This window comes from Parasphingorhabdus sp. (assembly GCF_036963705.1).
Lineage (GTDB): Bacteria > Pseudomonadota > Alphaproteobacteria > Sphingomonadales > Sphingomonadaceae > Parasphingorhabdus.
Genome location: NZ_JBALUT010000144.1, coordinates 1 through 2,155, shown reverse-complemented (window position 1 = coordinate 2,155; position 2,155 = coordinate 1). Strand labels below are relative to the sequence as shown.

General features: G+C 54.7%; 3 protein-coding genes. All 3 read right to left on the bottom strand.

Going from position 1 to position 2,155, the window contains the following annotated elements:
* Positions 1 to 93: ATP-binding cassette domain-containing protein (locus V7680_RS15490; RefSeq protein WP_335654150.1), on the bottom strand; the 93-nt coding region annotated here is incomplete at its 3' end.
* Between the two features lie 100 nt (positions 94 to 193).
* Positions 194 to 1,261, bottom strand: coding sequence for an ABC transporter permease (locus V7680_RS15485; RefSeq protein WP_335654149.1), 1,068 nt, complete (start codon positions 1,259 to 1,261; stop codon positions 194 to 196).
* A 28-nt stretch (positions 1,262 to 1,289) separates the two neighbouring features.
* Positions 1,290 to 2,155: CmpA/NrtA family ABC transporter substrate-binding protein (locus V7680_RS15480; RefSeq protein ID WP_335654148.1), on the bottom strand; the 866-nt coding region annotated here is incomplete at its 5' end.

The window sequence follows — 2,155 nt, the reverse complement described above, 5'->3', positions numbered from 1 at the left end:
CAGTCCGGCAATGCAATTTATCAAGGTGGTTTTGCCAGCACCGGAAAAACCCAGAATGGCGATAAACTCTCCCTCGGCTACATCGAGACTGATATTGTCGAGTACGTCTGTCCGGGTTCCTGATCCGTCAACATAGGATTTGTTGACGTTTTTCAGGGATAATATGGGCGGGGCATTGGTCGTATCTTTTCCCTCAAACCGTACGATTGCGACTGGCGAAATTTTGCAGAAGCATCATGATCCGGTCGAGCAAGAAGCCGATCAGGCCGATGACGATGACCGCGAACATTATCCGGGCGAGCGACTGGCTGGATCCATTCTGAAACTCGTCCCAGACGAACTTGCCGAGACCCGGATTTTGCGCGAGCATTTCGGCTGCAATCAGAACCATCCAGCCCACGCCAAGCGACAGGCGCATGCCGGTAAAAATATACGGGAGTGCCGAGGGCAGAACCAGACGAGTGAGTTTGGCAAACCAGCCAAGCCGAAGCACTTTGCCGACGTTCATCAAATCCTTGTCGATGGATGCTGCGCCGATGGCGGTGTTGATCAGCGTCGACCAGAGCGAACAAAGCATCACGACGATCGCGGAAATTACAAAGCTTTTTGGTAAGGTCGGATCCGGATCGGTCATCGTTGCCGAAATCACCATGGTGACAATCGGAAGCCAAGCCAGCGGACTGACTGGTTTCATGATCTGTACGATCGGGTTGATCGCGGCGTTGAAAGTTTTCGAAAGACCGCAGATCAGGCCGAGCGGGACGGCAATGATTGTCGCCAGAAAAAAGCCCAGGGCAACCGTCGCCAAAGATGTCCAGATCTGGTCCAGAAAAGTTGGGGACCCGCTATATTCAAAATTCCGCGTTTCGCCACCACTGGCAATTGCCGCTTCATTGCGGGCATCCTGCGCCGCATAAAATTCGGCTTTCTGGTCTTGTGCGGCGGACCATTCCTCGAAAAGCGAAACCCCTTGAGCGGAAACTTCGACTGGCCCCGGAAGACTACCAAGCGATGTGTCCACCTGCGGTGCCAATGCCGCCCATAAGGCAAGAAAAGCCAATATCCCTATAGTCGGAGCCGCAAGACCTTTCAGCCATGCGAGGATTTTCTTCGGTTCAATCGGCCAGCTTTTTCCAGCCTTAAGGCTCGGCTTTGTGGATGGTACCGGATCGACCGAGACATTTGAAACGCCAGCCTTCCCTTTTGCCGGAGAAACCCCGCCATTATCGCTGTGAACCTTATCTACAATGACGGTCGCCATGTCTTTGTTTCCTTTATTCATCAGAAGCTTAGTTGACGCCGGAAGCGGTCACTTTCTGACCTTTTTTCAAACCGATAGGGAATTTCGCCAGATAGGCGTTAGGCGCTTTTCCGTCGTAGGTGAGACCATCGATAAAGCCGGATTGCTCGCTTTTGAAACCGTCGGTTTCCGGGATGCTTTCCGCAGGAATTGTTCCCTCGTCCGCCAGCTTTTTCGCGGCGGCAAGATAGAGGTCAGGCCGATAGACCGCTTTCGCTGTATCGAAATACCATTGGTCGGTCTGGTCATCGGCAATCTGGCCCCAGCGCCGCATCTGGGTGAGATACCAGATCGCGTCGGAGTAGAAGGGATAGCCCGCATAATCGCTGAAGAAGATGTTAAAGTCGGGGGCCGGTCGTGTGTCACCAGCCTGGAAGGTAAATTGACCGGTCATCGAGGCGCCGATTACGGCTTCGTCCGCGCCCACATAATTGGGTCGCGCCAGAATTTTCACCGCCTCTGCACGGTTCTTGCCCCCGTCCACATCCAGCCATTGCTGTGCCTTGATGATCGCGCGCAGCATGGCGGCTGTCGTGGCAGGATATTTCTCGGCAAAATCCTCACGCAGGCCGAGGACTTTTTCCGGGTTCTTTTTCCAGATCTCATCGTCGGTAATCACCGGAACGCCGATTTTCTTTTGCACGGCGGCCTGGTTCCAGGGTTCGCCGACGCAATAGCCATCAATCGTGCCGGCTTCCATCGTGGCGGGCATCTGCGGCGGGGGTGTGACGGACAAAGCTGCCTGCGCACCAACCGTACCACCGACGTCGCCGGGCGTGTAATAGCCGGGCTCGATACCGCCCGCCGCCAACCAGTAGCGCAATTCATAATTATGCGTGGAAACCGGGAAAACCA

Bases quoted from the DNA above. Each gene is read 5' to 3' on its own strand.
- V7680_RS15485 (WP_335654149.1), bottom strand. From the start codon at position 1,261: ATGGCGACCGTCATTGTAGATAAGGTTCACAGCGATAATGGCGGGGTT.